Source organism: Kribbella sp. NPDC050820 (genome assembly GCF_040653975.1).
Classification (GTDB): Bacteria; Actinomycetota; Actinomycetes; order Propionibacteriales; family Kribbellaceae; genus Kribbella.
On the sequence record NZ_JBFAHB010000110.1, the window covers coordinates 1 to 25116 of the forward strand.

Annotated in this window: 26 protein-coding genes and 1 tRNA gene; 16 read left to right on the plus strand and 11 right to left on the minus strand. The window is 70.0% G+C overall.

Going from position 1 to position 25116, the window contains the following annotated elements; genetic code table 11:
• Positions 1-73: 73 nt before the first annotated feature.
• Together AB0H36_RS44955 and AB0H36_RS44960 are read right to left on the minus strand one after the other, a co-directional pair.
• Positions 74-150 (minus strand) — tRNA-Pro (locus AB0H36_RS44955).
• 24 nt (positions 151-174) lie between these two features.
• Positions 175-1119: a metallophosphoesterase gene (locus AB0H36_RS44960; RefSeq protein WP_360537779.1), complete on the minus strand. Its 945-nt coding sequence runs from the start codon at positions 1117-1119 to the stop codon at positions 175-177.
• Positions 1120-1145: 26 nt separating this feature from the next.
• On the opposite strand from AB0H36_RS44960, the gene AB0H36_RS44965 reads away from it, so the two are divergent.
• Both AB0H36_RS44965 and AB0H36_RS44970 read left to right on the plus strand, forming a co-directional pair.
• Positions 1146-1613 (plus strand): GatB/YqeY domain-containing protein, encoded by a 468-nt coding sequence (locus AB0H36_RS44965; RefSeq protein ID WP_360537781.1) that lies wholly within the window; start codon positions 1146-1148, stop codon positions 1611-1613.
• A gap of 7 nt (positions 1614-1620) precedes the next feature.
• Complete coding sequence (locus tag AB0H36_RS44970; RefSeq protein WP_360537783.1) at positions 1621-1989, plus strand: hypothetical protein; 369 nt, start codon at positions 1621-1623, stop codon at positions 1987-1989.
• 1 nt (position 1990) lies between these two features.
• On the opposite strand, the gene AB0H36_RS44975 is transcribed toward AB0H36_RS44970, so the two are convergent.
• The 4 genes from AB0H36_RS44975 to AB0H36_RS44990 all read right to left on the minus strand — a co-directional run bounded on the left by AB0H36_RS44975 (position 1991) and on the right by AB0H36_RS44990 (position 9044).
• Positions 1991-4396 (minus strand): transglycosylase domain-containing protein, encoded by a 2406-nt coding sequence (locus AB0H36_RS44975; RefSeq protein WP_360537785.1) that lies wholly within the window; start codon positions 4394-4396, stop codon positions 1991-1993.
• A gap of 142 nt (positions 4397-4538) precedes the next feature.
• Complete coding sequence (gene lon / locus AB0H36_RS44980; RefSeq protein WP_360537787.1) at positions 4539-6890, minus strand: endopeptidase La; 2352 nt, start codon at positions 6888-6890, stop codon at positions 4539-4541.
• Between the two features lie 85 nt (positions 6891-6975).
• Positions 6976-8097, minus strand: a complete 1122-nt coding sequence (locus AB0H36_RS44985; protein WP_360537789.1) for an ArsA family ATPase — start codon at positions 8095-8097, stop codon at positions 6976-6978.
• The gene (locus AB0H36_RS44990) at positions 8094-9044 is read right to left on the minus strand and encodes an ArsA-related P-loop ATPase (protein WP_360537791.1); all 951 of its coding nucleotides are present in this window, start codon (positions 9042-9044) and stop codon (positions 8094-8096) included. The genes AB0H36_RS44985 and AB0H36_RS44990 overlap by 4 nt, the downstream gene beginning before the upstream one ends.
• A gap of 62 nt (positions 9045-9106) precedes the next feature.
• Here AB0H36_RS44990 and AB0H36_RS44995 point away from each other — a divergent pair, with 62 nt between their 5' ends.
• The 5 genes from AB0H36_RS44995 (at position 9107) to AB0H36_RS45015 (ending at position 12405) form a co-directional block, all read left to right on the plus strand.
• Complete coding sequence (locus AB0H36_RS44995; RefSeq protein ID WP_170284624.1) at positions 9107-9268, plus strand: hypothetical protein; 162 nt, start codon at positions 9107-9109, stop codon at positions 9266-9268.
• A complete protein-coding gene (locus AB0H36_RS45000; protein ID WP_360537793.1) occupies positions 9265-9726 on the plus strand; it encodes a RidA family protein in 462 nt (153 codons plus the stop codon). Before AB0H36_RS44995 ends, AB0H36_RS45000 begins: the two co-directional genes overlap by 4 nt.
• A gap of 7 nt (positions 9727-9733) precedes the next feature.
• Positions 9734-10564 carry an NUDIX hydrolase gene (locus tag AB0H36_RS45005; protein ID WP_360537795.1) on the plus strand — a complete coding sequence of 277 codons (831 nt, stop codon included), beginning with the start codon at positions 9734-9736 and terminating at the stop codon, positions 10562-10564.
• A complete protein-coding gene (locus AB0H36_RS45010) occupies positions 10561-11322 on the plus strand; it encodes an MBL fold metallo-hydrolase (protein ID WP_360537797.1) in 762 nt (253 codons plus the stop codon). The genes AB0H36_RS45005 and AB0H36_RS45010 overlap by 4 nt, the downstream gene beginning before the upstream one ends.
• A gap of 144 nt (positions 11323-11466) precedes the next feature.
• Entirely contained in the window at positions 11467-12405 is a 939-nt protein-coding gene (locus AB0H36_RS45015) for a type IV toxin-antitoxin system AbiEi family antitoxin domain-containing protein (protein ID WP_360537799.1), read from the plus strand.
• Between the two features lie 337 nt (positions 12406-12742).
• Here AB0H36_RS45015 and AB0H36_RS45020 read toward each other — a convergent pair whose 3' ends face one another.
• The gene (locus AB0H36_RS45020; RefSeq protein ID WP_360537801.1) at positions 12743-13420 is read right to left on the minus strand and encodes a Crp/Fnr family transcriptional regulator; all 678 of its coding nucleotides are present in this window, start codon (positions 13418-13420) and stop codon (positions 12743-12745) included.
• A 133-nt stretch (positions 13421-13553) separates the two neighbouring features.
• Here AB0H36_RS45020 and nth point away from each other — a divergent pair, with 133 nt between their 5' ends.
• The 6 genes from nth to AB0H36_RS45050 are packed head-to-tail and all read left to right on the plus strand — an operon-like array spanning position 13554 to position 18124.
• Positions 13554-14318: an endonuclease III gene (gene nth, locus AB0H36_RS45025; RefSeq protein WP_360537803.1), complete on the plus strand. Its 765-nt coding sequence runs from the start codon at positions 13554-13556 to the stop codon at positions 14316-14318.
• A complete protein-coding gene (locus tag AB0H36_RS45030) occupies positions 14315-14902 on the plus strand; it encodes a TlpA disulfide reductase family protein (protein WP_360537806.1) in 588 nt (195 codons plus the stop codon). Before nth ends, AB0H36_RS45030 begins: the two co-directional genes overlap by 4 nt.
• Positions 14899-15669 carry a CoA pyrophosphatase gene (locus AB0H36_RS45035; RefSeq protein ID WP_360537808.1) on the plus strand — a complete coding sequence of 257 codons (771 nt, stop codon included), beginning with the start codon at positions 14899-14901 and terminating at the stop codon, positions 15667-15669. The genes AB0H36_RS45030 and AB0H36_RS45035 overlap by 4 nt, the downstream gene beginning before the upstream one ends.
• Positions 15666-16838 (plus strand): MarP family serine protease, encoded by a 1173-nt coding sequence (locus AB0H36_RS45040; RefSeq protein ID WP_360537810.1) that lies wholly within the window; start codon positions 15666-15668, stop codon positions 16836-16838. Before AB0H36_RS45035 ends, AB0H36_RS45040 begins: the two co-directional genes overlap by 4 nt.
• A gap of 57 nt (positions 16839-16895) precedes the next feature.
• On the plus strand, positions 16896-17402 hold the full coding sequence (locus AB0H36_RS45045) for a SigE family RNA polymerase sigma factor (protein ID WP_360537812.1): 507 nt from the start codon (positions 16896-16898) through the stop codon (positions 17400-17402).
• Entirely contained in the window at positions 17402-18124 is a 723-nt protein-coding gene (locus tag AB0H36_RS45050) for a hypothetical protein (RefSeq protein ID WP_360537814.1), read from the plus strand. The genes AB0H36_RS45045 and AB0H36_RS45050 overlap by 1 nt, the downstream gene beginning before the upstream one ends.
• On the opposite strand, the gene AB0H36_RS45055 is transcribed toward AB0H36_RS45050, so the two are convergent.
• From AB0H36_RS45055 to nhaA, 3 genes are all read right to left on the minus strand, one after another.
• Positions 18081-18932 (minus strand): alpha/beta hydrolase, encoded by an 852-nt coding sequence (locus tag AB0H36_RS45055; RefSeq protein WP_360537816.1) that lies wholly within the window; start codon positions 18930-18932, stop codon positions 18081-18083. The two genes, AB0H36_RS45050 and AB0H36_RS45055, sit on opposite strands and share 44 nt — an antisense overlap.
• Before the next feature lie 53 nt (positions 18933-18985).
• On the minus strand, positions 18986-19426 hold the full coding sequence (locus AB0H36_RS45060; RefSeq protein WP_360537818.1) for a phage holin family protein: 441 nt from the start codon (positions 19424-19426) through the stop codon (positions 18986-18988).
• Positions 19427-19500: 74 nt separating this feature from the next.
• Positions 19501-20715 (minus strand): Na+/H+ antiporter NhaA, encoded by a 1215-nt coding sequence (gene nhaA, locus AB0H36_RS45065; protein ID WP_360537820.1) that lies wholly within the window; start codon positions 20713-20715, stop codon positions 19501-19503.
• 295 nt (positions 20716-21010) lie between these two features.
• Here nhaA and AB0H36_RS45070 point away from each other — a divergent pair, with 295 nt between their 5' ends.
• Together AB0H36_RS45070 and AB0H36_RS45075 are read left to right on the plus strand one after the other, a co-directional pair.
• A complete protein-coding gene (locus AB0H36_RS45070) occupies positions 21011-21457 on the plus strand; it encodes a CBS domain-containing protein (protein ID WP_360537822.1) in 447 nt (148 codons plus the stop codon).
• Positions 21458-21476: 19 nt separating this feature from the next.
• Positions 21477-22766: an ArsB/NhaD family transporter gene (locus AB0H36_RS45075; protein ID WP_360537824.1), complete on the plus strand. Its 1290-nt coding sequence runs from the start codon at positions 21477-21479 to the stop codon at positions 22764-22766.
• On the opposite strand, the gene AB0H36_RS45080 is transcribed toward AB0H36_RS45075, so the two are convergent.
• Positions 22763-23716 (minus strand): glutathione S-transferase C-terminal domain-containing protein, encoded by a 954-nt coding sequence (locus AB0H36_RS45080; protein ID WP_360537826.1) that lies wholly within the window; start codon positions 23714-23716, stop codon positions 22763-22765. The genes AB0H36_RS45075 and AB0H36_RS45080 overlap by 4 nt on opposite strands.
• A 208-nt stretch (positions 23717-23924) precedes the next feature.
• Between AB0H36_RS45080 and AB0H36_RS45085 the strand changes: the two genes are divergently transcribed.
• Positions 23925-24683, plus strand: a complete 759-nt coding sequence (locus AB0H36_RS45085; protein ID WP_360537828.1) for a GntR family transcriptional regulator — start codon at positions 23925-23927, stop codon at positions 24681-24683.
• The last annotated feature ends 433 nt before the right edge of the window (positions 24684-25116 follow it).

Genomic DNA, 25116 nt, shown 5'->3' on the forward strand with positions numbered 1-25116 from the left:
CGCGCCTACTGCGCGGGACCACCAGCCACGACCAGACAGCACGAGGGCGGTGACCGGAGTCACCGCCCTCGATTGGTCGGGCTGACAGGATTTGAACCTGCGACCTCTTCGTCCCGAACGAAGCGCGCTACCAAGCTGCGCCACAGCCCGAAGCCTCGGACAGCTTACATGCGCCTACGGCTGGGACGAAATCGGGTTAATCCGGCGGACCAGGGTGAGCAGGGTGGCCTCCGGCCGGCAGGCGAAACGGACCGGCGCGTACGGCGACGTGCCGAGCCCGGCGGAGACGTGCAGAGCGGCCTGGCGGCCGTTGTGGCCCCACGTGGACAGGCCCTTCACCCGTGAGGTGTCCAGGTCGCAGTTCGTCACGAGGGCGCCGTACAGCGGCACTGCCAGCTGGCCGCCGTGGGTGTGGCCGGCCAGGACCAGCGGGTAGCCGTCGCCGACGAAACCGTTCAGGACCCGCTGGTACGGCGCGTGCGTGACGCCGATCGAGAGGTCGGCTGACGGGTCGATCTCGCCTGCGACCTCGTCGTACCGGTCGCGCTTGATGTGGGGGTCGTCGGTGCCGGCGAAGTCCAGCCGCAGGCCGTTCACCTTGAGGGTGGCCTTTGCGTTGTTGAGGTCGGTCCAGCCGGCGCCGGTGAAGGCCCGGCGCATCTCCTCGTACGGCAGGTCCGGGCCGTGCGGCTTGTGCCGCTGCTTGTGCGCGGGCAGCAGGTACTTGCCCGGGTTCTTGAAGTGCGGCTTCCAGTAGTCGTTGGAGCCGAACACGAACACGCCCGGCAGGTCGAGCAGGTCGCCGTACGCGCGCAGCAGCGGGCGGACCGACCGCTCGTGCGACAGGTTGTCGCCGGTGTTGACGATCAGGTCGGGCTCGAGCGCGGCCAGGTCGTTGACCCAGCTGATCTTGCGTTCCTGGGTCGGCATCAGGTGCAGGTCGGACAGATGCAGGACCCGCAGCGGCGCCGAGCCCTCCGGGAGCACCGGGATCGTCACTCTGCGCAGCGTGAACCAGCGCACCTCGATCGCAGCCGCGTACGCAACGCAGGCGGCGCCCACGGCGCCGACGACGGCCGTGGCCTTGAGGGTGGTGGTGGCAAGCCCGCTCAAACTCATTTCACCAGCCTGCCACAATCGTGGTCATGTCCAACTCCGGTATGAAGCAGCGGCTGCACGACGACATGACCGCCGCCCTCAAGGCGCGTGACGAGATCCGCAAGTCCACTCTGCGGATGGCGCTCACCGCGGTCACCAAGGCGGAGGTGGCCGGCAAGGAGGCCCGCGAGCTCACCGACGCCGAGATCGTCGACGTCCTCGGCTCCGAGGCGAAGAAGCGCCGCGAGTCGGTGATCGCCTACCGTGAGGCCGGCCGCCCCGAGCTCGCCGACAAGGAACAGGCCGAGGCGGACATCCTCGCCGAGTACCTGCCCGAGCAGCTCACGGAGTCCGAGATCGTCGCCCTGGTCACAGAGACCATCGCCGCCACCGGCGCCGCCGAGCTCGGCCCCCGCGGCATCGGCAAGGTCATGGGCGCCCTCCAGCCCAAGGTCAAGGGCAAGGCCGACGGCGCCGTCGTCTCCGCCGAAGTAAAACGCCAACTCGGCGCCTGACCCCCGCATGGCCGGAACCAGCAGCACCACGTCCGATCCGAGGGCGCGCCGTACACAGATCGGCGGCTACCTGGCGATGGCGGTCGTCGGCGGCGCGCTTGTGTTCCCCTTGCTCATCGGCGAGTTGCTGGTCCGGCAGACGGCCGGCAGCGCCCTGGACGCCCCTTGGGTCCCCTTCGGCGCGGACGACGAAGGCAAGACGCAATTGAGCGTCCTCATCGTGCTGCTCATCGGAGCGCCGTTGCTGCTCGGTGCTCTGATGATCAGCCGCGCCATCCGTCGCCGCATCACGGCAGGCAGCCGCCTGTCAGCCCTGCACTATCCGGCCTCGTTGGCCCTCGTGCTGCTGCCGTTCCTCGTGTACCGCATCGGCTGAGCTATCTGCCGCCGCAGTTCGGGTACTTCGGGTTCCATGGCGGGCAGTTGGGGTCGATCGTGGGTGGGTTGTTGCCCGGCGGCTTGGTGGTCGGGGGCTGGGCCGTGGTGGCCGGCGGGCTCGGCTGGTTCTTCCGGCTGCCGTTGGAGATGTGGATGGTGACGGTCGAGCCTTCGGGAGCGCCCTCGCGTTGCCGCGGGGTGGTGTAGGCGACGGTGCCGGCGGTCTCCTCGGAGTTGACCGTGCCAGGGGCGATCGCGACCTGGAAGCCGGCCTGGCGGAGCCTGTTGGCGGCGTCCTCGGGGTTCATCCCGTTCACGAACGGCAGGTCCTTGACGTCACCGCGCATGGTCTTGTCCGACGGCGCGACGAACTTCGTCGTCGGGTAGCCCTGCAACGCACCCTGCATCGCCGTCATCCAGAGCGGACCGGCGGTGCCGGAACCCGAGGCGTCGCGGATCACCTGGCCGTCGAGGGTCTGTCCGACCAGTTCGTCGTACGGCGGAGAGGCGTCGGCGACCACGGCGGCCGCGGCGAGCTTCGAGGAGTAGCCCGCGTACCACACCGCCTTGGCTTCCTGGATGGTTCCGGTCTTGCCGGCCAGGTCACTCTTGCCGAACTTCAGCCTCGAGCCAGTGCCGCCCGGTTCCATGACCTGGTGCAGCACCGCGTTCACGCCGTCGGCCACCTCCGGGGCGAGGGCCTGCTTGCAGTCCGCGCCGGGAGTGCTCACCGACTTGCCTGCCGCGTTCTTGATCGTGGTGACCAGCCATGGCGAGCAGTACATGCCACGGGCGGCGAAGGCGGCGTACGCGCCGGCCAACTGGAGCGGGCTGACGGTGTCGACGCCCAGGGTCATCGACACGACCTGCTTGAGCGGCTCGCTGGTCTGGGCGTCGTACAGGCCCAGGCTGGCGGCGATCTTGGCGATCGGGCAGAGGCCGGTCTGCTGGGAGAGTTGCAGGAAGTAGGTGTTCGTCGACCTCTGCGCCGCCTGGATCATGGTCGGCACCGGCACGTTCTCGGTGGAGTTGCTCGGCGTGTAGCGGTCGAACGACTCGGTCGACCCGTCGCAGGTGCTGAACTTCTTCCGGGTCAGGTCGATCGTGTTGGGCGAGTTGATCTTGTAGTTGAGCGGGAAGCCCTTCTGGATCGCCGCGGCCACCGTGATGGCCTTCATCGTCGAGCCGATCTGGAAGCCGCCGTACCCACCCGGGTACGACTTCACGACGTTGTAGTTGTACGACGACTGGCCCCGCTTGTTGCCGTACTTACGGCTCTGCACCATCGCCTTCACCAGACCGGTGCCCGGCTCGACGATCGTGATCGCCGCGATCGCCTTGTCGGTGGGCCTGGAGTGCTGGTCGATCGACCTCTGCGCGGCCGCCTGGGTCTTCGGGTCCAGTGACGTGCGGATGGTGAGGCCGGCTGTCTTCAGGTAGTTGGCCCGGTCCGTCTTGGTCTTGCCGAACGCCGGGTTCTTCTCCAGTTCGGAGACGACGAACTCGCAGTAGAACGGGTACGGGCCGTTGGCGCAGCCGAGCTTGTTGGGGGAGACCTTGGCCGGGTCGATGACCGGGGTCTTGAGGGCCGCGTTGGCCTGGGCGACCGAGATGACCTTCAGCTCGAGCATCCGCTTGATGACCACGTCGCGGCGGTCCTTGGCGCGCTTCATGTCGTTGGTCGGGTCGTACCCGGTCGGGTTCTTCACCAGGCCGGCCAGCAGCGCGGCCTGCGGCAGGGTCAGCTGGGAGGCGTGCACCCGGAAGTAGTGCAGGGCGGCGGCCTCGATCCCCCAGGCGCCGTCACCGAAGTTGGCCAGGTTCAGGTACTTCTCGAGGATCTCGTTCTTCGAGTACTGCTTCTCGACCGCGATCGCGTACCGGAGCTCGGCGACCTTGCGCTGGTAGGTCTCGGCCGTCGCGGCCGCGACCTCCTCGGGCGTGTTCGCCTTCTCGACCAGGCTCATCTTCACGTACTGCTGGGTGATGCTCGAACCACCCTGCTGCACCGAGCCCTCGGTCTGGTTCCGCATCAGCGCCCGCAGCGTGCCCTTGAGGTCCAGCGCGCCGTGCTCGTAGAACCGGTCGTCCTCGATCGCGACGATCGCCTTCTGCATGATCGGCGCGACCTGGGTGAGCTTGACCGGCACCCGGTTCTGCTCGGCCAGGGTGGCGATCAGCGACCCGTCGGCGGCCAGGATGGTGCTCTTCTGCTTGAGCGGCACCTCGTCGAACTGCTGCGGCAGGTCCTGCAACGTGTCGTGGGTCTTCTCGGTGGTGAAGCCGGCGAGCCCGGCGAACGGGATCGCGAGACCGGCGGCCAGGGCCCCCGACAACACGCTCACCCCGAGGAACAGAACCACCGACTGGACGACTCCCCGGTCGCCCTTCTCCCTGACGCGCATGATCATAGAGACTACGGGATCGGCCTGTTGGATTACCGCGGCGAGTGTGACCTCGGTCACGCTCCGCGGCGCGTTCCCCGGAAGTTCATCCGAAAGGATGAGGGCCCGGGCACAATGCCCGGGCCCTCAGTTCGTACGACGATCAGGCCGCGTACTGGTGCGCCTCGACCTGAGCCGGTTCCAGTGCCAGGTCCAGCACCTCGCGGACGTCGCTGACCGGGTGCACCGTCAGCTCCGCCAGCACCGACTCCGGCACGTCCTCCAGGTCCGGCTCGTTCCGCTTCGGGATCAGGATCGTGGTCAGCCCGGCCCGGTGTGCGGCGAGCAGCTTCTGCTTCACCCCACCGATCGGGAGCACCCGTCCGGTCAGCGACACCTCACCGGTCATCGCGACCTCCGAGCGGACCGGCCGCCCGGACAGTAGCGACGCCAGCGCGGTCGTCATCGTGACACCCGCCGACGGCCCGTCCTTCGGTACGGCGCCCGCCGGGACGTGGATGTGGGCGTTCCGCTCGGCCAGGTCACCGACCGGCAGCCCCAGCTCCGCGCCGTGCGAGCGCAGGTACGACAGGGCGATCTGCGCCGACTCCTTCATCACGTCACCGAGCTGTCCGGTCAGCGTGACTCCGGTCGCGCCGGTCTCCTTGTCGGCCAGCGACGCCTCGACGAAGAGCACGTCACCACCCGCACCGGTCACCGCGAGCCCGGTCGCCACACCCGGAAGCGCCGTACGCTCGGCCGACTCCGGACTGAACTTCGGCGAACCCAGGTACCGCTTCAGGTCACCCGAGCCGATGGTCAGCGAGCCCGGGTCGTCGCCCAGGGCAAGCTTCGCCGTCACCTTCCGCAGGACGCGGGCGATCGACCGCTCCAGCTGCCGTACGCCGGCCTCTCGCGTGTACTCGCCGGCCAGCAGCCGCAGCGCCGAGTCGTCGAGGGCCACCTCGTCCGCCGTCAGGCCCGCCCGCTCCAGCTGACGCGGGAGCAGGTGGTCACGGGCGATGACGACCTTCTCGTCCTCGGTGTACCCGTCCAGCTGCACCAGCTCCATCCGATCCAGCAGCGGCGCCGGGATGGAGTCCAGCACGTTCGCCGTGGCCAGGAAGACCACGTCGGACAGGTCCAGCTCGACCTCCAGGTAGTGGTCCCGGAAGGTGTGGTTCTGCGCCGGGTCCAGGACCTCCAGCAGCGCGGCCGTCGGGTCGCCCCGGTAGTCCGCACCCACCTTGTCGATCTCGTCCAGCAGTACGACGGGGTTCATCGAACCCGCCTCGGTGATGGCCCGCACGATCCGGCCGGGCAGCGCGCCGACGTACGTCCGGCGGTGACCGCGGATCTCGGCCTCGTCCCGGACACCGCCCAGCGCGACCCGGACGAACTTCCGGCCCATCGCCCTAGCCACGGACTCGCCCAGCGAGGTCTTACCCACGCCAGGAGGACCGACCAGGGCCAGTACGGCGCCACTGCGGCGGCCACCGACCACTCCGAGACCACGGTCCGCGCGGCGACGCCGTACGGCCAGGTACTCGGTGATGCGCTCCTTCACGTCGTCCAGGCCGGCGTGGTCCGCGTCCAGCACGGCCCGGGACTCCCGGATGTCGTAGCTGTCCTCGGTGCGCTCGTTCCACGGCATCTCCAGCACCGTGTCCAGCCAGGTCCGGATCCAGCCGACCTCGGGGGACTGCTCCGCGGTCCGCTCCAGCTTGTCGACCTCGGCGAGCGCGGCCTTGCGGACGTGCTCGGGCAGATCGGCGGCCTCGACCCGGGCCCGGTAGTCCTCTTCCTCGGACTCGGCCTTGCCGTCCAGCTCGGCCAGCTCCTTGCGGATCGCGGCCATCTGCTGGCGCAGCAGGAACTCCCGCTGCTGCTTCTCCATACCCTCCTGGACGTCCTTCTGGATCGTCTCGGAGACCTCGAGCTCGGCCAGGTGGTCCTTCACCCAGCCGATCAGCTTCTCCAGCCGCTCGGAGACGTTCGCGTTCTCCACCAGCCAGGACTTCTGCTCGTTCGTCAGGTACGACGCGTAGCCGGCCAGGTCGGACAGCTCCGCCGGGTCGTTCACCTGCTTCACGGAGTCGATGACCTGCCAGGCGCCGCGCCGCTGCAGCACCGACGTCACCAGGGTCTTGTACTCGCGGGCGAGCTCGGCCGACCGGGTGTCGGTGATCTCGTGCAGCACGGTCGCGCCGACCCAGAGCGCGGCGCCCGGACCGGTGGTCCCGGCGCCGATCAGGACCCGGGAGGTCCCACGGATGACGGCCGCCTGGGCTCCGCCCGGCAGCCGGCCGATCTGCTCGATTTCACCGAGCGTCCCGGCCTTGGCATATTTCCCGTCCAGCCGCGGCACCAGCAGGACCTGGTCCTGGCCGGCTGCCTGCGCGGCGTCGATCGCGGCCCGGGCCTCGGTGTCGGCCAACCGGACCGGCACGACCATTCCCGGCAGGACCACGGCGTCGTCCAGCGGCAGGACAGGAAGATTCAACGTATCGGTCACGCTGTCACACCCTTTTCAAGATTGAGTCTGACAGGCTCAACCATGGGTGTAAGCAAGTAATTCCCGGCGTTCGCTGTGGGTGAACTCAGGCGGTGAGGAGGTCGCCGATCTGGCGTAGACCGGTGAGGTCGTGGACGTCGTCGGCCAGGGCCGGGACCTCGACGGTCGGGATCGAGCGGTGGCCGCGGCGGAACCGGTCGGCCCGCTTGTGGTCGCCGACGACCTGCTGCATCTTGTCCGCGTGCAACCGCAGTACGGCGGCCGTCAGCGGCGACTTGTCCGCCTCCTCGAGCCGCTCCGCTGCGGCGAGTGACCGCTCGGCCGACAGATCCGGAGCGTGGGTGTTCGTCACCCGGTTCAGGACGACGCCGGCCAGCGGCATGCTCTCCTCACGCAAACGCTCGGCGAAGTACGACGCTTCCCGCAGCGCGTCGTTCTGCGGAGCGGCGACCACCAGGAACGCGGTGTGCGGCTCCCGCAGCAGCGCCACCGTCTGCTCGGCCCGCTGCCGGAAGCCGCCGAACAACGTGTCGAAGGCAGCCACGAACGTCTGGACGTCGGTCAGCACCTGAGCGCCGAGCACCTTGTTCATCACGGACATCGCCATGTTCACGCCGGCCGACATCAGCCGGAACGGCCCGCGGGCCGGCGCCAGCAGCAACCGCAGGAACCGTCCCTCCAGCAGCGACGCCAGCCGCTCCGGCGCGTCCAGGAAGTCCAGCGCGGACCGCGACGGTGGCGTGTCCACCACGATCAGGTCCCAGTCTCCGGACTGCTCGGCCTGCTTGTGCAGCTGCCCGAGCTTCTCCATCGCCATGTACTCCTGCGTCCCGGCGAACGACGACGACAGCGCCTGGTAGAACGGGTTCGCCAGGATCTGCTCGGCCTTCTCCGGGGTCGCGTGGGCGAGCACGACCTCGTCGAAGGTCCGCTTCATGTCCAGCATCATCGCGTCCAGCCGGCCGCCGTTCGTGGCGTTCACCTGCGCGACCGCCCGCGGGGTGTTGTCGAGCTCGGTCAGCCCGAGCGACTGCGCCAGCCGCCGGGCCGGATCGATCGTCAGTACGACGACCTTCCGCCCGCGCTCCGCCGCCCGCAGGCCCAGCGCGGCGGCCGTAGTCGTCTTGCCGACCCCACCTGCGCCGCAGGTCACGACGATGCGCGTCCCAGGATCGTCGATCAGCGCATCCAGATCCAGGTCCGTCACGCGCGCAACTCCTCAGCCAGGTCGAACAGGGCGCCTTGGTCGATACCGTCCGGCAGCAGCGGCAGCTGGGTGACCTGCTTGCCCAAAGCATCTATCCGGTCGCGGTTCTCGCGTTCCAGCCCGACCCGGACGGCGTGGTCGTGCGCCTCCGCGGCCAACGTCGCGACGAGGTGCTTGCTGACCGCGACACCGGCCGAGCGCAAGCCCTTGCTGAGCTCGGTCGTGGGCAGTTCTTCCTTCACCGCAAGGGCGAGCGCGTCGTCGTCCAGCGGGCTGTTGCGGACCATGTTCACCACGATCGACCCGATCCGCAGGTCCAGCGCCTCCAGCTGCTCGACCGCGTCCAGCGTCTCCTGGACCGGCATCTCCTCGAGCAGCGTGACCAGGTGGATCCGGGTCACGTCCGAGCGCAGCATGCCCATGATCGCGTCGGCCTGGTTCCGGATCGGCCCGACCTTGGCCAGATCGGCGACCTCGTGGTTCACGTTCAGGAACGGCGCGATCCGGCCGGTCGGCGGTGCGTCCAGCACGACGGCGTCGTACGCGAGCCGGCCGTGCGACTTCCGCCGGGTCGCCTCGTAGACCTTGCCGGTCAGCAGGACGTCGCGCAGCCCAGGGGCGATCGTCGTGACGAAGTCGATGGCGCCCACCTTGTCGAGCGCTTTCCCGGCGCGGCCGAGGTGGTAGTACATGTCGAGGTACTCCAGCAGCGCCGCCTCGGCGTCCACGGCCAGCGCGTACACCTCGCCGCCGCCCGGACCGTGGGCGATCCGGCGCTCGACGTACGGCAGGGGCGGCACGTCGAACAGTTGGGCGATGCCCTGCCGGCCCTCGACCTCGACGAGCAGGACGCGCTTGCCCTGGTCGGCCAGGGACAGCGCCATGGCCGCTGCAACAGTCGTCTTCCCGGTGCCACCTTTGCCGGTGACCACGTGCAGCCTCGCCATACGGTCCAGGGTAGGACGTGGCCCACAGCACACCGGATGAGGAGCCCGTTAGAGTCCCCTTCATGAAGAAGTTCGAGTACTTCACCGCGCCGCTGCTGGTCCACTCGACCAAGGAGATCCTGGACAACTTCGGCCAGGACGGCTGGGAGCTGGTCCAGGTCGTCCAAGGCCCGAACCCGGAGTCCCTGGTCGCCTACCTGAAGCGGGAGATCGAGGACAAATGAGCCACCCCGAGGAGAAGCTCGCCGAGCTCGGCCTGAAGCTGCCCGAGGTGGCCAAGCCGGTCGCCGCCTACGTCCCCGCCGTACGGACCGGGAACCTGGTCTACACCTCCGGTCAGCTGCCGCTGCGCGAGGGCACCCTGATCGCCACCGGCAAGGTCGGCGACGCCGTCACCGCCGAGGTCGCGAGCGAGTGCGCGCAGCAGTGCGCGCTGAACGCGCTGGCCGCGGTCAAGGCCGAGATCGGTGACCTCGCGAACGTGCAGCGGATCGTCAAGGCGGTCGCGTTCATCGCGTCCACGTCCGACTTCACCGGCCAGCCGCAGGTCGCCAACGGCGCCTCGGAGCTGTTCGGCCAGGTGTTCGGCGGGGCCGGCCAGCACGCCCGGAGCGCGGTCGGCGTCCCGGTGCTGCCGCTGGACGCGCCGGTCGAGGTCGAGCTGATCGTCGAGGTCGCCTGACCGTCGCATGGTCCGCAACCTGAAGTCCGAGTTGCTGTCCGGCCGGATGGCGTCGGCCGCGCTGGAGTTCGCCCGCGAGGGCCGGACGCCGGCCGAGCCGCGTCCGGCCTCGACGGTGATCCTGCTCCGCGACACTGCCGCCGGACCGGAGGTCTACCTGCTCCGGCGGCAGCGGACGATGGCGTTCGCGGCCGGTATGACGGTCTTCCCGGGCGGCCGGGTGGACGCGACCGACTCGACCGTGGCCGACTCGTGGTCCGGGCCCGCGCCGGCCTGGTTCGCGGATCGGCTGGGGTGCGACGAGCAGACGGCGTCGGCGTACGTCGCGGCCGCGGTGCGGGAGACGTTCGAGGAGTCGGGCGTGCTGCTGGCCGGTCCGTCCACCTCGTCCGTCGTCGGTGACACCACCGGCGACGACTGGGAGGCGGACCGGGTCGCGCTGGAGGCGCGGGAGATCGGGTTCGCGGACTTCCTGCACCGGCGCGGGCTGGTCCTGCGCGCGGACCTGCTCGGGCCATGGGCGCACTGGATCACACCGGAGTTCGAGCCCCGGCGGTACGACACCCGCTTCTTCGTCGCCGCACTCCCGGCCGGGCAGGTGACCCGCGACGTGACGAGCGAGTCCGACCAGGTCGCCTGGATGCGCCCGGCGGACGCCGTCGCAGCGGTCGACTCAGGCGATCTGCTGATGCTCCCCCCGACGTACGTGTGCTGCCGCGACCTCACGCCGTACGACGACGTGGGGGGAATCCTCACCGCCGCCGCCAACCGCGAGATCCGCGCCATCATGCCGACCATCCGCATCAAAGGCACCCAGGCCTACCTGGAGACCACATGACCGACCTCGCGACGCTGGTGCGTGCGGACAACCCCGGGCTGATGACGCTGGATGGGACCAACACCTGGATCCTGCGGGCGCCGGGGGCGGACGAGTCGGTGGTGGTGGACCCAGGTCCGATGCTGGAGGACCACCTGCGGGCTGTGCTCGACCAGGCCGGCAAGGTGGCCGTCGTACTGCTGACGCACAAGCACCCGGACCACTCCGAAGGCGCCGCCTGGTTCGCGAACCAGGCCGGGTGCGGGGTTCGAGCGGTCGACCCGGCGTACCGGCTGCCCACCGATCGCGCCCACGGCCTGAACGAAGGCGACGTGATCACGGTCGGCGGCCTCCGCATCGAGGTCCTCCCGACCCCCGGCCACACGATGGACTCGGTCTGCTTCTGGCTCCCGCAGGACGGCTCGCTGCTGACCGGCGACACCGTCCTCGGCCGCGGTACGTCGGTCGTCGCCCACCCGGACGGTGCCCTCGGCCCCTACCTCGACTCCCTCGACCGCCTGCTGGCCTTCGCCAACTCGGCCGCCGGCGTCGAGCGTCTGCTCCCCGGCCACGGCCCCGTCATCGACGACCCGACCGACGTCCTCACCTACTACGTCAACCACCGCCAGGAACGCCTCGACCAGGTCCGCGCAGCCCTGACCGCCGGCCACACCACCCCCGAAGCCATCGTCGCCCACGTCTACGCCGACGTACCCCCCACCCTCTGGCCCGCCGCCGAACGCTCCGTCCGAGCCCAGTTGGACTACCTGAGGGGATAACCCCGGGTGTCGTGGGTTCTCCCCTCGTCTGCGAGCAGAGAACCCACACCTCGAGGGGATGTCCACTCGGGCTGGATTTCCACAGATTGGGGAATGCGGGGGCAGAACCGGCGTCGGGTGGCAGATGCTGGCGGGGTGAATCGGATGCTCGAGCTGCTCGCGGGGCGACAAGGCGGCGTGTTCAGTCGTGCCCAGGCGTTGGCGTGTGGATACACCCTCGACCAGATCGTTCGCCGGCTCAGCGACGGCCGCTGGCAGCGGATCCGGCGTGGACAGTACGCCGAGCGGGTGGATCTCTCCGCGCTGCAACCTTGGGAGCGCGCGGAGTGGGACCATCGCCGGCAGATCCATGCGGTCATGAACTCGCTACGAACCGGGTCTGTTGTGGTCAGCCATCAATCGTCGCTCGTGCTGCACCGTCTACCGCGCTGGGGGCTGGACCTCAGCAGGGTGCACGTCACACGTCTAGATGGGCAGTCCGGTGGAGTCGTCGCGGGCGTTCAGCATCACCTCGGGAAGCTGGCAACCGCTGACCTGGCCGAGGTCGAAGGCCGGCTGGTGACGAGCCCACTTCGCGCCGCCGTCGAGTCAGCCTGTACGACGTCGTTCGAGGCGGCCGTCGTGGGTGTCGACGCTGCACTCCGTGAGTACGAGGTCAGTGATGCGGACGTCCGCCGCCTGCTGCACGTCTCCGAGTTCTGGCCCGGAAGTCCGAACGCGCGGGCGGCGTTGCGCTTCGGAAATCGGCTGTCGGAGTCGGTCGGTGAGTCGCGCCTGCGGGTCCTGCTGCACGAGTACGGTCTGCCGACGCCGGTTCTTCAGGCCGAGCTGCACGACGCCGACGGGTTTGTCGGGCGTGTCGACTTCCACTTCCCGGCGTACGACACGGTGGTCGAATTCGACGGCATGCTCAAGTACGGCGGCGGATCGCCGGAGGTGCTGGTCCGCGAGAAGCGCCGCGAGGACCGGTTACGGGCCCTCGGCCTCACCGTGGTCCGAGCTGACTGGGCCGACCTCGAGCGTCCGGCCCACCTGGCGGGCACCATCGGGAGAGCGCTCACAGGCCCCGCCCGAGCCGCCTGACGCCGTACGCCACCCGCTCGACGCCCCCGCTCCTCGCCACCCGCTCGACGCCACCCGCTCCTCAGCCGCCCGGCCGGCCGCGCGCCTCGTTCGACGCCCCGCTCCTCGGCCGCCCGGCTGCGCCTCGTTCGAGCGGATATCCGGCTGACGCCAGGGTTCTCCCCTCGTGTACGAGCGGAGAACCCCCACTCCAAGTGGATATCCGCTCGAAGTGGGCCAGGGGCGGGCGGGCGTGGTGCCGCGCGGGGTGGTGCCGCGGCGGGGTGGAGTCGCGGCGGGGTGGAGTCGCGCGGGGTGGAGTCGCGCGGGGTGGAGTCGCGCGGGGTTGGGGCAGGGGTTAGCGGGCTCGGCGTTGGAGGCGGTCTACGTCCAGGAGGACGACGGAGCGGGGTTCTAGGCGGACCCAGCCTCGGGAGGCGAAGTCGGCTAGGGCCTTGTTGACGGTTTCGCGGGAGGCGCCGACGAGTTGGGCCAGCTCCTCCTGGGTCAGGTCGTGGTGCACGTGGACGCCGTCGTCGGCGGTGCGGCCGAAGCGGCTGGCCAGGTCGAGCAGGGCCTTGGCGACCCGGCCGGGTACGTCGGAGAACACCAGGTCGGCCACCACGTCGGAGACCTTGCGCAGCCGGGACGCCAGCTGGAGCAGGAGGCCGCGGGCCACCTCGGGGCGGCCGGCCAGCCAGCGCAGCAGCTCGTCGTGGGTCAGCGACATCATTGACGCGTCGGTCACCGCGGTCACGGTGGCGGACCGCGGACCCGGGTCGAACAGCGAGAGCTCGCCGAACATCTGGCCCGGGCCGAGCACGGCGATCAGGTTCTCCCGGCCGTCGGCGGAGGTGCGGCCCAGCTTGACCTTGCCCTCGACCACGACGAACAGCCGGTCACCGGAGTCGCCTTCGTGGAACAGGACCTGGCCGCGGCGCAGCCGGTTCTCGGTCATCGACGCGGCCAGCGCGTCGGCTGCCTCGTCGTCGAGCTGACTGAACAGCGGTGCCTGTCGGAGCACTGCGGCATCCACTTTGGGCCTCCTCGGACCTTCGACCACGGCTGACGGGCGGGGTCCGGCCTCGCCCGGCACCGGGCCGTTACCGCCCGGTTGCCCCAAAACCGTAGCCCCTCAGGTGTCGGCGCCGCCACGTAGGCTTGCCTCCATGCCATCCCAGCGTGTCGCGGACCCCGTCGTCGAGGTGCCGCTGAAGCTGCCCCGCAAGGCGCCGGTCTACACCGGTGAGACCCACACCCAGCTGGTGCGCCGGGCCCGCAAGATGCACAAGGTGCTCACCGAGACGTATCCGGACGCTCACTGCGAGCTGGACTTCACCAACCCGCTCGAGTTGCTGGTGGCCACCATCCTGTCGGCCCAGACCACCGACGTGATGGTGAACAAGGTGACTCCGACGCTGTTCGCCAAGTACCCGACCGCCCAGGCCTACGCGGAGGCCGACCGGGAGGAGCTGGAGGCGATCCTGAAGCCGACCGGCTTCTTCCGGGCCAAGACCAACAGCGTGATGAAGCTCGGCCAGGCCCTGGTCGACGAGTACGACGGCGTCGTGCCGGGCAGGCTGGAGGAGCTGGTGAAGCTGCCCGGCACCGGCCGGAAGACGGCGAACGTGGTCCTCGGCAACGCCTTCGGGGTCCCCGGGATCACCGTCGACACCCACTTCGGCCGCCTGGTCCGCCGGTTCGGCTGGACCACCGAGGAGGACCCGGTCAAGGTCGAGCACCTGATCGGCGCGCTGTTCCCGAAGAAGGACTGGACGATGCTGTCGCACCGGCTGATCTTCCACGGCCGCCGCCGCTGCCACGCCAAGAAGCCGGCCTGCGGCGCCTGCCCGATCGCCCAGTGGTGCCCGTCGTACGGCGCCGGCCCGACCGACCCCGTGGTCGCCGCGAAGCTGGTGAAGGTCCCGGCGTGAGACTCCGTACGACGCTCTGCGCGACCAGCTGGCTCGTCGCCGGACTGGTCCTGGCGTCGTGCGGATCCGAGCCGGCCGACGGCTCCCAGTCCTCGACGACCGGCACAACGGCCAACAACTCGGCCAAGGTCTCGGCCTGCCCGTCGACACCGTCCAAGCCTCCGGTCAGCAACGGACTGCCCGACGTCAGCCTGCGGTGCCTCGGCGAGGGCCCGGACATCCGGCTGGCCGACCTCCGGGGCCCGCTAGTCGTCAACGTCTGGGCCCAGTGGTGCGGTCCGTGCCGCGACGAAGCGCCGTACCTGGCTGCGCTGGCGAAGACCGGGAAGGTGCAGATGCTCGGGATCGACTACGCCGACCCGCGGCCCGAGCTGGCGGTGAAGTTCGCGACCGACGAGGGGCTGGCCTACCCGCACCTGGTCGACCAGGACAAGACGATCCAGCAGGCGCTGCGGATCGGCGGCCCGCCGCTGACCGCCTTCGTCGACAAGGACGGCGCCGTCGTCCACGTGCATCGTGGTGTGCTCACCTCGCAGCAGCAGCTCGACCAGCTGGTGAAGGACAAGCTCGGAGTGGCCCCATGACCTTCGAGGGTGTCGAGATCCCGGAGTGGCTGAAGCCGTTGGCCACGGCGTCGGAGGAGGTGGACCCGGCGCAGTTGTCGAGGTTCCTGCCGCCGGACGATCCGTCGGTGCGCAAGTCCGCCGTACTGATCTTGCTTGCTGAGGGCAACGACGGGCCGGAGGTGCTGCTGACCGAGCGGGCCTGGACGTTGCGCCGGCATGCCGGGCAGATGGCGTTCCCCGGCGGCGGTGTCGACCCGGAGGACGGGACCGGCGAGCCGGGCCTGGTGCGGACCGCGCTGCGCGAGGCCGAGGAGGAGACCGGGCTGGACCCGGCCGGGGTGGTGCCGTTCGCGGTCTGGCCGGCGCTGTGGGTGCCGGTGAGCAACTTCGGAGTGTCACCGGTGCTGGGCTGGTGGCGGGAGCCGTCGCCGGTGGCGGTGGTCGACCCGGCCGAGGTCGCGTCGGTCCACACCGTGTCCGTGCAGGCGCTGGCCGACCCGGCGAACCGGATCAGCTGCCTGCACCCGTCCGGGTTCACCGGCCCGGCGTTCACCGTCGGTGACCTCTACATCTGGGGTTTCACCGCCGGTCTGCTGGACAAATTGCTCGTCCTCGGTGGCTGGTCGCGCGACTGGGACCCCTCCGTCGTCGTACCGTTGCCCGACCGGCTGGTCGAGGCGGCCTGGCGGAGTGAGGGACGGCGGCCGGAGGAAGTGCGGCGGATGACCGCCATCGAGCACGACCTCGGCCGGTCTGAGGGTGTCCAGTCGGAAGGTGTGGAGTGAGCAAGCTCGACTACGCGCTGCTGATCATCACCGGGCTGGTGGCGATCTCCGGGTACATCGAGGGGTTCGTGCTGGGCGCGTGCGCCACGCTGGGCCTGCTCGGCGGCGCCGCGGTCGGCGTCTGGGTGGTGCCCCGGGTGCTGGACAACTTCTCCCCGAGCGTCTCGGTGTCGTTCGCGGCGCTGGTGCTGGTGGTGATCCTGGCCTCGATCGGCCGCACGATAGGCGCCGTCCTCGGGTCCAGGCTGAGAAACAAGATCTCCTGGACGCCGGTGAAGGCGGTCGACGCGCTCGGCGGGGCCGCGCTGGCCGCGGTCTCGGTGCTGATCGTGTCCTGGGTGCTCGGCGTGGCGGTGAGCGGCGCCCGGATCCCGAGCGTGACGTCGGCGGTGCGTGGCTCGCAGGTGCTGGCGAAGGTCGACGAGGTGCTGCCGAACCGCGCCGACCAGGCGTTGCAGGCGTTCAACGACGTGGTCAACACCGATCTGTTCCCGCGGTTCCTGGACCCGTTCGTGCCGGAGCGGATCCGGGAGACGCAGCCGCCGGACGGCGAGATCTCCCGGCAGCCGGCCGTCCGGGCGGCGTACAGCCGGATCGCCAAGATCACCGGGGTGGCCAACTGCTCGCGCGGTCTGGAGGGCAGCGGGTTCGTCTACGCGCCGCAGCGGGTGATGACGAACGCGCACGTGGTCGCCGGCGTCGGCTCGCCGCAGGTCGAGGTGGACGGGCAGTCGTACGAGGCGTCCGTGGTGGTGTTCGACCCCGAGGTCGACATCGCGGTGCTGTACGTGCCGAAGCTGACCACCAAGCCGCTGCCGTTCGACTTCACCGGCAAGGCGGACGACCCGGCCGTCGTCCTCGGCTACCCGGAGAACGGCCCGTTCGACTCCGAGCCGGCCCGGATCCGGTCCGAGGAGCGCCTCCGCGGCCCGGACATCTACGGCGACCGGACGGTCACCCGGGAGGCGTTCTCGATCTGGGCCTCGGTCCGCCCCGGCAACTCCGGAGGTCCGCTGCTGTCCAACAAGGGCACTGTGTACGGCGTGGTGTTCGCGGCCTCGGTCGAGGACAACCGGACCGGTTACGTGCTCACCGCCGAGCAGGTCTCCGACGACGCCCGCGAAGGCGCGACCGCCACCCAGGAAGTTTCCACGAGAACCTGCACCTGACACGAGAACCTGCACCTGACATGCAGCAGATCCGCGCCGCCACCGCGTTCTAGGAGTATGACGGTGACGACGGAGGGGACGTTGTCGTTCGACGAGTTGGTGGTCTCGACCGAGCGGCGGCTGCTGCGGCTCGGCCTGATGCTGACCGGGGGCGTGCACAGCGCCGAGGACCTGGTCCAGACGGTGTTCGCCCGGGCGCACCGCAAGTGGGACCGGATCCAGTCGCTGGACAACCCCGAGGCCTATTTGCGGACGATGGTGGTCAACGAGTTCCTCAGCTGGCGCCGCCTGCTGAAGAACCGGGAGCTGCCGGTCGCCGAGCCGGTCGACCTGCCCTCGACTGAGGACATCGGCGCCCGCCAGGCCCTGCAGGACACCGCCTGGCGACTACTCGCGACCTTGCCGCGGCAGCAACGCGCCGTACTCGTCCTGAGGTACTACGAAGACCTGCCGGACGCCGAGATCGCCGCCGTACTCGGGTGCGCGCCCGGGACGGTCCGGTCCAACGCGGCCCGCGGGCTGGCGACACTGCGGGACACCCTGCCTGCTGAGGAGGAGCGCTAATGGCCAGGCTGACCGACGAAGAGCTCGAGCGCCTGCTCCGGGAGACCTTCGCAGACAAGGAGCCGCTGGTCGACAACTTGCCGAAGGCAACCAAGCATCGGCGTCCGCTGGCGCCGATCCTGATGGCAGCGGCGGCGGTGCTCGTCGTCCTGGCAGGCACCGTGTACGGCGTCACTCGCGACCGCGACGCGGATCCGGTGGCGAGCTCGAACACGACCGGGATCGTGGACGCCGGGGCGACCGCGGGTGCGTCCGAGAACGCCCAGATCTGGGCGGCTGCGATCCTGGCCGGCGCACAGCAGTACAAGCCGCCGCAGGGCTGGCAGTCACTGGTTTTGCTGGATCAGACCGTCATCGTCACCCAGGCGAAACGGGACAGCGCCGTTCCGACCTTCACCGCAGCGGACAAGGACAAGATCGTCCAGCTGGTCGGCAGGGTGGTCACTGTCGCCTGGGGCTCCACCCGCACCAGCGCGGACACGTGCGCGGACCAGGCGCTCGGGGAGGTCACGGTCGGTCCGGTGATCGACAAGGGCGACCACAAGGAGGTCGCAGTCGGCATCGAGCGCATGTGCAGCTACGGCCACTGGGCGACCTACCGGCTCGAGAAGCAGGGGGCCGGGTGGGTGGTGACCGGCACGGTCGGCCCGGTGCACCAGAAGATCCCGGTGAGCTGCGTCATGTCCGGAAAGACGCCAGCCAGTCCACGATCAGGGTGTTGAACAGGTCCGGGACCTCTTCGTGCGGGAAGTGGCCGGCCGGGGTGAGGAACTCGTGCCGGAGCGGGGCCGCGACCAGGTGTGGTGGGGTCACCGCGGTCGGGGACACCGCCGGGTCCTGGGCTCCATGGACCTGCAGCACGGGTACGGCGACCGGCGTACGCATCCTGGCCGAGTACTTGCGACCGTCGGGCCGCAGCCGGGAGCGGACGAACCAGCGGTGGTACTCGAGCGCACAGTGCGGCGCCGGCCACACCTGCAGGGCAGCGCGGTACCTGCGGGACGACTCGGCGTCCGGGAACGTGCCACCAGGCGCGGACCAGGCGCGCAGCAGACGCTCGATGTGGAGGCCGTCGTGCGCGAGCAGACGACGTTCGGGAAAGATCGGCAGCTGGAACCAGGCGGTGTGGGTCAGCGCCTTCGCCTGACCGGACCTGGCCAGCACCAACGGGTGCGGCGCCGAGACCGCCGCGAGCCCGCGGACCTGTCGCGGTGCGAGTACGGCGGCCGACCAGCCGATGAAGCCGCCCCAGCCGTGCCCGACGACGACAGCGTCCGTGGCCCCGAGGGACCGGATGACACCGGACACGTCCGCGGCGGCTGTGTAGGGGTCGTAACCACGGGGGGTCTTGTCACTGGCGCCGTACCCGCGCAGGTCCATCGCGACCGCGCGGTATCCGGCGGCGGCGACGACCGGCAGCTGATGGCGCCAGGCCCACCAGAACTCGGGGAAGCCGTGCAGGAACAGCACCAGCGGTCCGTCCGCCGGCCCGCACTCCGCGACGTGGAACCGGGCCCCGTTGGCCGCCACCAGTGAGTGCGACCAGGGCCCGTCGACCAGCAGGTCGACGACACCGGCCGGGCTCAGCGCCGCACGCTCTTCAGTTCGGTCTGCTCGGTCTCGTCACCCTTGCCGATCGCCTTCAGTACCTCGACCGACTCCTTCGAGGTCTCGATCGCGCGCTGCGGCCCCTTGGCCTTGGCGAGCGAGCGCCTGCCGAGCAACGCCAGCACCGCGGCGACCAGCAGGTAGAACACGGCGACGATCAGGAAAGCCAGCGCCGGGTGCAGCCCGAGGGCGGTCAACCCGTACGCCGCCGCGATGGACAGCAGGATGATCGCCAGCAGGGCCAGGAAGGCAGCACCGCCGAACATGCCGGCCCCGGTCCCGGCCGCCACCGCGGTCTTCTTCAGCTCGGTCTTCGCCAGCTCGACCTCACCGCGGACCAGGCTGGACAGATCCTTGCTGGCGTTCGCGACGAGCTGCCCGACCGTGGGCTCACTCCCGTTCGGCCCCATCGACATGGCACTCCTTCCGCTGCGTCCCTTGACACTACCGCCGTCCGTCCCGATCTACGGGTACCCCCGACCCGGGAAGGTCAGTCGGCGTACTCGCGATTGCGCCGGAACAGCAGCACCGCCGCGATCAGGGCGGCCAGCAACGACGCGACCAGTACGGCGGCCTTCGCCCGCTCCACCTGGGCGGCGTCGTCGGCGAACGCCAGTTGGGCGATCAGCAGCGCGACCGTGAACCCGATCCCGGCCAGCACCGACACCGCGCCGACGTCCCGCCAGGACAGGTCGGAGTTCAGCTCGGCCCGGGTGAACCGCGCGGTCAGCCAGGAGCCGCCGAACACCCCGGCCGTCTTGCCGAGCAGCAGCCCGGCGACCACGCCGATCGCGACCGGGTCGGTCACCAGCTGCCGTACGGCGCTCCCGCTCAACGTCACGCCCGCCGCGAACAACGCGAACAGCGGTACTGCGACCCCGGCCGACCACGGCCGCAGCCGGTGCTCGATCCGCTCGGCCGGCGCGTGCTCCTCACCCGGGTCCGCGACCACCCGGGTGCCCAGGCCGAGCGCGACCCCGGCGATGGTGGCGTGGATCCCCGACTCGTGCATGAACCACCAGGCGGCGATTGCGATCGGCACGTAGAGGAACGGCGTACGGACCCGGCGGCGCTGCAGCAGGTACCAGACCGCGATCAGGGCGATCGCGGCGAGCAGCTCGAGCAGGTGGAACCCGTGCGAGAAGAACGCCGCGATCACCAGGATCGCGCCGAAGTCGTCGACCACCGCCAGCGTCAGCAGGAACGCCCGCAAGGCACTCGGCAGCGACGAGCCGACGATCGCCAGGACGGCCAGGGCGAACGCGATATCCGTTGCCGTCGGCACCGCCCAGCCCTCCCGCCTGCCGTCGTCGGCGATCAGGTTCACCGCCAGGTAGATGATTGCCGGAAGCACCATTCCGGCCACGGCGGCGACCACCGGCACGACCGCCTCGCTGAGCCGGGACAAGGTGCCGACCACGAGTTCGCGCTTGAGCTCGACGCCGGCCAGGAAGAAGAACAGCGTGAGCGCGCCGTCGGACGCCCACGCCTCGACGGTCAGCGGACCGATCTCGGTGTCGCGCAGGTGGTGGTACGCGTCCTGCCAGGGCGAGTTCGCCCAGACGAGCGCGACGACGGCGGCCGCGAGCAGCAACAGACCGCCGGTGGTCTCGGCGCGCAGGGTGTCGGCGAGAATCGCCCGCTCCCGCCCCATGATGCGGGGGAACGCGCGCTTCTTCTGCCGGATCCGCGGGGTCTGGCTCATCGTCAGGCGCCCTTCGGTCGGGGGTCGTTCGGACACTTTGCCGACCAGGCTTCCCGGCACACCTCCGCCACCCGGCAGGGCGGCGGTTCCAACTCACGAGATTCTACCGGTTGGTGTTTGCCCCGGCAGGCAGGTTACGGCAGGGTTGGGCCCGGTGCGCCGGGAAGTCTGGTCGGCATGCTCGTCCCCACACCGGGTGCGAGCCTCGCTGCCGTTGCCCCGGGAGGTGCCGTGGTCCGTCAGGATGCTGTGAGAGACATCACTCGTTCCACCGTTCCCGGCGTACGCTGCAAGCGTGCACGGAGAGCAGATGGCCGAGGACTTCCCGGTGGTCAGCCTGGACGACGAGGCGCGGCAGGCGGTCGAGCTGCTCGCGTCCCGGCGGCTGCCCGGGCTGATCGTGACCAGGCCGGACGGCAGCCCGTACGCCGTACTCCCGGCCTCGCAGGTGGTCCGGTTCCTGGTGCCGAGCTACGTCCAGGACGACCCGTCGCTGGCCCGGGTGATCGACGAGTCGCTGGCCGACCGGGTCGCGGACAAGCTCGCCGGGATGACGGTGCGCAAGCTGCTGCCGGACGAGCCGTCCGAGATCCCGGTGGTCAACCACGACGACACGATCCTGGAGATCGCCGCGATCATGGCCCGGCTCAGGTGCCCGCTGGTGGTCGTCACCCGCGACCACGAGATCATCGGCGCGATCACCGCCTCCCGCCTGCTCGAACTGGCGATCACTCCGCACTGACCCACGCCGGGGTGGCCGGGTGACGGCCATCGCGATCATCGTCTTCGTCGCCGCGTACGTGCTGATCGCGACCGAGTGGACGCACAAGTTGATGGCCGCCCTCGGCGGCGCCGGTGTGCTGCTCGCGCTCGGCGTCACCGACTCCGAGCACGCGTTCTACTCGCACGAGACCGGTGTCGACTGGGATGTCATCTTCCTGCTCTTCGGCATGATGGTGATCGTCGGCGTGCTGCGCCGTACCGGCGTCTTCGAGTACGTCGCGATCTGGGCGGCGAAACGGGCCAAGGGGTCGCCGCTGCGGGTGATGATCCTGCTGACGCTGATCACCGCGATCGCCTCGGCCTTTCTCGACAACGTCACCACGGTGCTGCTGATCGCGCCGGTCACCCTGCTGGTCTGCGACCGGCTCGGCATCGACCCGATCCCGTTCCTGATCGCGGAGGTGATGGCGTCCAACATCGGCGGCGCGGCGACGCTGATCGGCGACCCGCCGAACATCATCATCGCCAGCCGGTCCGGGCTGACCTTCAACGACTTCCTGGTGCACATGGCACCGCTGGTCGTGATCGTGCTGATCGTGTTCACGCTGGTGCTGCCGCGGGTGTTCCGCGGCTCGTTCGAGGTCGATCCGGGCCGGGTCAACGACGTGCTGCGGCTGAACGAGCGCGAGGCGATCGAGGACCGGGCGCTGCTGATCAAGTGCGGCGTCGTGCTGCTGTTCGTGTTCGCGGGTTTCGTCGGTCACTCGGCGCTGCACATCGAGCCGTCCGTGGTCGCGCTGCTCGGCGCCGGCGTCCTGGTGCTGATCTCCAAGGTGCCGACGCGGAACTACATGTCCAGCGTCGAGTGGCAGACGCTGCTGTTCTTCGCCGGGCTGTTCATCATGGTCGGCGCCCTGGTGAAGACCGGCGTGATCGCGGACCTGGCCGACCAGATCGGCAAGGTCACCGAAGGGCGTGCGCTGCTGGCGGTGATGCTGATCCTGGGGGTCAGCGCCGTGCTGTCCGGCATCATCGACAACATCCCGTACGTCGCCACGATGAGCCCGGTCGTGCTCGAGCTCACCAAAGGCATCACCGACCCCGTCCAGGCCGACGCGCTGTGGTGGGCGCTCGCCATCGGCGCCGACTTCGGCGGTAACGCGACCGCGGTCGGAGCCAGCGCCAACGTCGTGGTGATCGGCCTGGCGCTGCGGGCCGGCCATCCGATCAGCTTCTGGGCGTTCACCCGTAAAGGCGTGGTGGTCACCGCGATCACGATCGCCGTCGCCGCGCCGTACCTGTGGATCCGGTACTTCCTGCTTGCCTAAGGCAAGGCTGTCCACGCCCGCGGATCGGGGCCTTTGGGGACGATGCGGTTCGGGTTGATGTTGTCGTGGGTCAGGTAGTAGTGCCGCTTGATCTGGTCGAAGTCGACGGTCTCGCCGAACCCCGGGCGCTGGTAGAGGCGGCGTGCGTACGACCACAGGTGCGGGAACTCGGTGAGCTTGTTGCGGTTGCACTTGAAGTGGCCGTGGTACACCGCGTCGAAGCGGACCAGGGTCGTGAACAACCGGATGTCGACCTCGGTCAACGTGTCGCCGAGCAGGTAGTCGCGATCCGCCAGCCGCTCATCGAGGACGTCGAGCCGCTCGAACAGGGCGTCGTACGCCGCCTCGTACGCGTCCTGCGTGGTCGCGAACCCGCAGCGGTAGACGCCGTTGTTCACGTCGCGGTAGATCTCGTCGATCAGCCGGTCCAACTCGGCGCGGTCTTCCGGGATCAGGCCGGGTGCGTCCGGGCGGTGGAACTCGGTCCACTCCGTTGAGAGATCCAGCGTGATCTGCGGGTAGTCGTTGGTGACCACGAGCCCCGTGACGGTGTCGACGATCGCGGGCACCGTCACGCGGCCGTCGTACGACGGGTCGGTGCGCAAGTACGCGTTGGACAGGAACCGGATGCCGAGCACCGGGTCGCGATCGTCCGGGTCGAGTGTGAACCGCCAGCCGCGGTCGTCGCGGATCGGGTCCACGACCGCGAGGCTGATCGCGTCCTCCAGGCCGAGCAGTTTGCGAACGATCACCGCCCGGTGCGCCCATGGGCAGGCCAGGCTGACCACCAGCCGGTACCGCCCGGCTTCGACCGGCCAGCGCCCGTGCTCGTCCGGGCCCTCGCCCGGCCGGGCGCCGGAATCGCGGGTGATCCGGTCGGTGAACCTGTTGCCCTGCCGCTTCCATTCACCGCTCGGTGCGCTTTCCTTCACGAACTGTGCAGGGCTCATGACGTTCAAAGTACCCACTTGCGGGAATCGCCCACCCCGCCCCGTCACTAGCAGTGCGACCGCGGCGGACGTTACAGTCTGGCTGACAAGGTCGTCCGCGCCAGCGGTGTCGCGGCCGGCCGGCACAACCGAACGATCAGGAGCAACGCCCCGGCTCGCGTCCCCCGGCAACCGGTTTGCCGGGCACATTCCCAGGGATACTGACCTCATGGCCCGCCCAAGGAACAACCCAGGCGACCTCGCCGAACTCCCCACGGAGCTTCGGACCGATCGGCCCAAGGGTGACCAGATCCGCGAGATTCTGGAGAAGCTCACCCGCTCGCTGGCCGTCGGCACCGTGCTGCCGTCCGAGCGCGTCCTCGCCGAGCGCTTCGGCGTGGCCCGGATGACGGTGCGGCAGGAGGTGGACCGGGTCGTCGCCGAGGGCCTGGCCGCCCGGCGCCCCGGTGGCGGCACCTTCGTCGCCGAACCGCGCCCGTCCCGGATGCTGGCCTCGTCGTTCAGCCAGGACATGATCGACCGCGGCATCAAGCCCGGCGCCAAGGTCCTCGAGCACCGCGTCGGCACCGCCGACGACGACCTCGCCCGCGAGCTCGAGGAGCCGGTCGGCACCCCGGTCCTGCACCTGACCCGGCTGCGCACCGCCGACGGCGAACCGATGGCCGTCGAGCGCACCGCTCTCTCCCTGCACCGCTACCCCGGCCTCGACCAGGTCGACTTCACCGAGAACTCCCTCTACAAGGAGCTCTCGTCCCGCTGGGGCGTCACCCTCGGCATGGTCTCCGCCTCCATCGTCGCCGCCCCACCGGACCCGGTCGACGCCGAGCTCCTCGAGATCGACTCCGCCACCCCCTGCCTGATCATCACCTCGGCCCCCCGCACCGCCTCCGGCGAAGTCATAGAGTTCGGCCGCTCCGTCTACCGCTCCGACCGCTACGACATAACCGTCGCCTACCGCGCAACGTAGTTCCGCCCGCGCGCGCACCTGCCCGTCGCGCCCGCTACGCCCGCTCCCACCCACCCGACTCCTGCGGGCTACTGGCCGCACCTGCGCGCTCCTTCGTCGCGCGCGCCCTCGACCGCCAAGCCGGCAGCCTTCCGCTGACCAACCGTGCATCCATGCGATCGCACTATGGTTCGCGGCGGCCGGATCACCCTTGGCTGCCGACCGTCCGACAACCGGGAGCCTGCGCGGGAACTCGTGGCCGTGCGCAGGCTATTTCGGCTCTTGTGACGGATGTGTGGGCGCGGGTTGATCGGGCGCACACCGTTGGGGTTGTCGGGTTTGTGAGCGGCGAGGGCGGACCGCCGGGCCATCACAATCGGCTGGCGTGGGCGGTGCCAGGCGGGGGGGCGGGGGGGTGGGGGTGGTTGTGTTGGGCGGGGGGGGGGCGGCCTCG

Coding starts and splice junctions, on each gene's coding strand:
- AB0H36_RS44970 (WP_360537783.1), top strand. CDS start 1,621: ATGGCCGGAACCAGCAGCACCACGTCCGATCCGAGGGCGCGCCGTACA.
- AB0H36_RS44995 (WP_170284624.1), top strand. CDS start 9,107: ATGAAGAAGTTCGAGTACTTCACCGCGCCGCTGCTGGTCCACTCGACC.
- AB0H36_RS45085 (WP_360537828.1), top strand. CDS start 23,925: ATGGCCCGCCCAAGGAACAACCCAGGCGACCTCGCCGAACTCCCCACG.
- AB0H36_RS45000 (WP_360537793.1), top strand. CDS start 9,265: ATGAGCCACCCCGAGGAGAAGCTCGCCGAGCTCGGCCTGAAGCTGCCC.
- AB0H36_RS45010 (WP_360537797.1), top strand. CDS start 10,561: ATGACCGACCTCGCGACGCTGGTGCGTGCGGACAACCCCGGGCTGATG.
- AB0H36_RS45050 (WP_360537814.1), top strand. CDS start 17,402: ATGGCCAGGCTGACCGACGAAGAGCTCGAGCGCCTGCTCCGGGAGACC.
- AB0H36_RS44960 (WP_360537779.1), bottom strand. CDS start 1,119: ATGAGTTTGAGCGGGCTTGCCACCACCACCCTCAAGGCCACGGCCGTC.
- AB0H36_RS44965 (WP_360537781.1), top strand. CDS start 1,146: ATGTCCAACTCCGGTATGAAGCAGCGGCTGCACGACGACATGACCGCC.
- AB0H36_RS44990 (WP_360537791.1), bottom strand. CDS start 9,044: ATGGCGAGGCTGCACGTGGTCACCGGCAAAGGTGGCACCGGGAAGACG.
- AB0H36_RS45080 (WP_360537826.1), bottom strand. CDS start 23,716: ATGAGCCCTGCACAGTTCGTGAAGGAAAGCGCACCGAGCGGTGAATGG.
- AB0H36_RS45060 (WP_360537818.1), bottom strand. CDS start 19,426: ATGTCGATGGGGCCGAACGGGAGTGAGCCCACGGTCGGGCAGCTCGTC.
- AB0H36_RS45015 (WP_360537799.1), top strand. CDS start 11,467: ATGCTCGAGCTGCTCGCGGGGCGACAAGGCGGCGTGTTCAGTCGTGCC.
- AB0H36_RS45045 (WP_360537812.1), top strand. CDS start 16,896: ATGACGGTGACGACGGAGGGGACGTTGTCGTTCGACGAGTTGGTGGTC.
- AB0H36_RS45005 (WP_360537795.1), top strand. CDS start 9,734: ATGGTCCGCAACCTGAAGTCCGAGTTGCTGTCCGGCCGGATGGCGTCG.
- nhaA (WP_360537820.1), bottom strand. CDS start 20,715: ATGAGCCAGACCCCGCGGATCCGGCAGAAGAAGCGCGCGTTCCCCCGC.
- nth (WP_360537803.1), top strand. CDS start 13,554: ATGCCATCCCAGCGTGTCGCGGACCCCGTCGTCGAGGTGCCGCTGAAG.
- AB0H36_RS45035 (WP_360537808.1), top strand. CDS start 14,899: ATGACCTTCGAGGGTGTCGAGATCCCGGAGTGGCTGAAGCCGTTGGCC.
- AB0H36_RS44975 (WP_360537785.1), bottom strand. CDS start 4,396: ATGCGCGTCAGGGAGAAGGGCGACCGGGGAGTCGTCCAGTCGGTGGTT.